The 2,245-nt window shown below is 54.8% G+C and carries 1 rRNA gene; it reads left to right on the plus strand.

Annotated elements, in window-relative coordinates:
- Window positions 1–147: 147 nt before the first annotated feature.
- A 23S ribosomal RNA gene (locus AC5RUF_RS16280) occupies window positions 148–2,245 on the plus strand; the annotation flags it as partial.

A 2,245-nucleotide genomic window follows, 5' to 3' on the forward strand; every position in this document is an offset into this window, starting at 1 on the left:
GGGTGTGACGGGGTTGTTGTTTGAGAACTACATAGTGGACGCGAGCATCTTAAAAATTATTAAGTGCAATTTCAGATAAACCTGGTGACCGGTTTTTACCGGCCTCCATGGTTTTCTCGATAGCGATAATTAATTATTGATCTTTGTGGTCAAGTTTTTAAGGGCACACGGTGGATGCCTTGGCATCAGGAGCCGAAGAAGGACGTAGGAATCTGCGATAAGCCTGGGGGAGTTGATAACCGAACTTTGATCCCAGGATGTCCGAATGGGGAAACCCCGCCCGGCGCGCGAGTGACCGGGTGACCCGCATCTGAACACATAGGGTGCGTGGAGGGAACGTGGGGAAGTGAAACATCTCAGTACCCACAGGAAGAGAAAACAACAGTGATTCCGTTAGTAGTGGCGAGCGAACGCGGAAGAGGCTAAACCAGTGGTGTGTGATAGCCGGCGGGCGTTGCATCACTGGGGTTGCGGGACTTTCCGTACCGATTCTGCCGGATCGGTGAAGTGAGTGCAGGTGCATAGGTGAACTGGTTTGAAAGCCAGGCCGTAGAGGGTGTTAGCCCCGTAACCGGAATGTATGCTGCCGCTTGGAGAGGATCCCAAGTAGCACGGGGCCCGAGAAATCCCGTGCGAATCTGCCAGGACCACCTGGTAAGCCTAAATACTCCCTGATGACCGATAGCGGACAAGTACCGTGAGGGAAAGGTGAAAAGTACCCCGGGAGGGGAGTGAAATAGTACCTGAAACCGTGTGCCTACAAACCGTTGGAGCAGCTCTGATTGCTGTGACAGCGTGCCTTTTGAAGAATGAGCCTGCGAGTTAGTGTTACGTCGCGAGGTTAACCCGTGTGGGGAAGCCGTAGCGAAAGCGAGTCTGAACAGGGCGTTGCAGTGGCGTGATCTAGACCCGAAGCGGAGTGATCTACCCATGGCCAGGTTGAAGCGACGGTAAGACGTCGTGGAGGACCGAACCCACTTCAGTTGAAAATGGAGGGGATGAGCTGTGGGTAGGGGTGAAAGGCCAATCAAACTCCGTGATAGCTGGTTCTCCCCGAAATGCATTTAGGTGCAGCGTTGCGTGTTTCTTACCGGAGGTAGAGCTACTGGATGGCTAATGGGCCCTACAAGGTTACTGACGTCAGCCAAACTCCGAATGCCGGTAAGTCAGAGCGCAGCAGTGAGACTGTGGGGGATAAGCTTCATAGTCGAGAGGGAAACAGCCCAGACCACCAACTAAGGCCCCTAAGCGTGTGCTAAGTGGGAAAGGATGTGGAGTTGCCCAGACAACCAGGAGGTTGGCTTAGAAGCAGCCACCCTTGAAAGAGTGCGTAATAGCTCACTGGTCAAGTGATTCCGCGCCGACAATGTAGCGGGGCTCAAGTACACCGCCGAAGTTGTGGCATTCAGATATTAGATAAGCCTTCGTGGTTCAGTCGTCTGGATGGGTAGGGGAGCGTCGTGTGGGCAGTGAAGCAGCGGTGTAAACCAGTTGTGGAGCCTACACGAGTGAGAATGCAGGCATGAGTAGCGAAAGACGGGTGAGAAACCCGTCCGCCGAATGATCAAGGGTTCCAGGGTCAAGCTAATCTGCCCTGGGTAAGTCGGGACCTAAGGCGAGGCCGACAGGCGTAGTCGATGGACAACGGGTTGATATTCCCGTACCGGCGAAAAACCGCCCATACCAAGCAGGGGACACTAACCGTCCGGAGCCTGCCCGAGCATCCTTGTGGTGTGAGGGTTTTGGCCGAGCACGGGACCTGATCCTGGGAGGTAAGCGTATTAACAGGTGTGACGCAGGAAGGTAGCCGGGCCAGGCGATGGTTGACCTGGTCTAAGGATGTAGGGTCCGTGATAGGTAAATCCGTCACGGTGTCTTTGATGACGATCCTGAGATCCGACGGGACCCCCGTATGGGGGGATCCGGTGATCCTATGCTGCCTAGAAAAGCATCGGCGCGAGGTTTTAGCCGCCCGTACCCCAAACCGACACAGGTGATCAGGTAGAGAATACTAAGGCGATCGAGAGAATTATGGTTAAGGAACTCGGCAAAATGCCCCCGTAACTTCGGGAGAAGGGGGGCCCCAACCTTGATGGACACTTGCTGTCCGGAGGGGATCGGGGCCGCAGAGACCAGGGGGAAGCGACTGTTTACTAAAAACACAGGTCCGTGCGAAGTCGCAAGACGATGTATACGGACTGACTCCTGCCCGGTGCTGGAAGGTTAAGAGGACCGGTTAGCCCTT

The sequence above is a fragment of the Arthrobacter sp. Y3224198 genome, assembly GCF_059090025.1.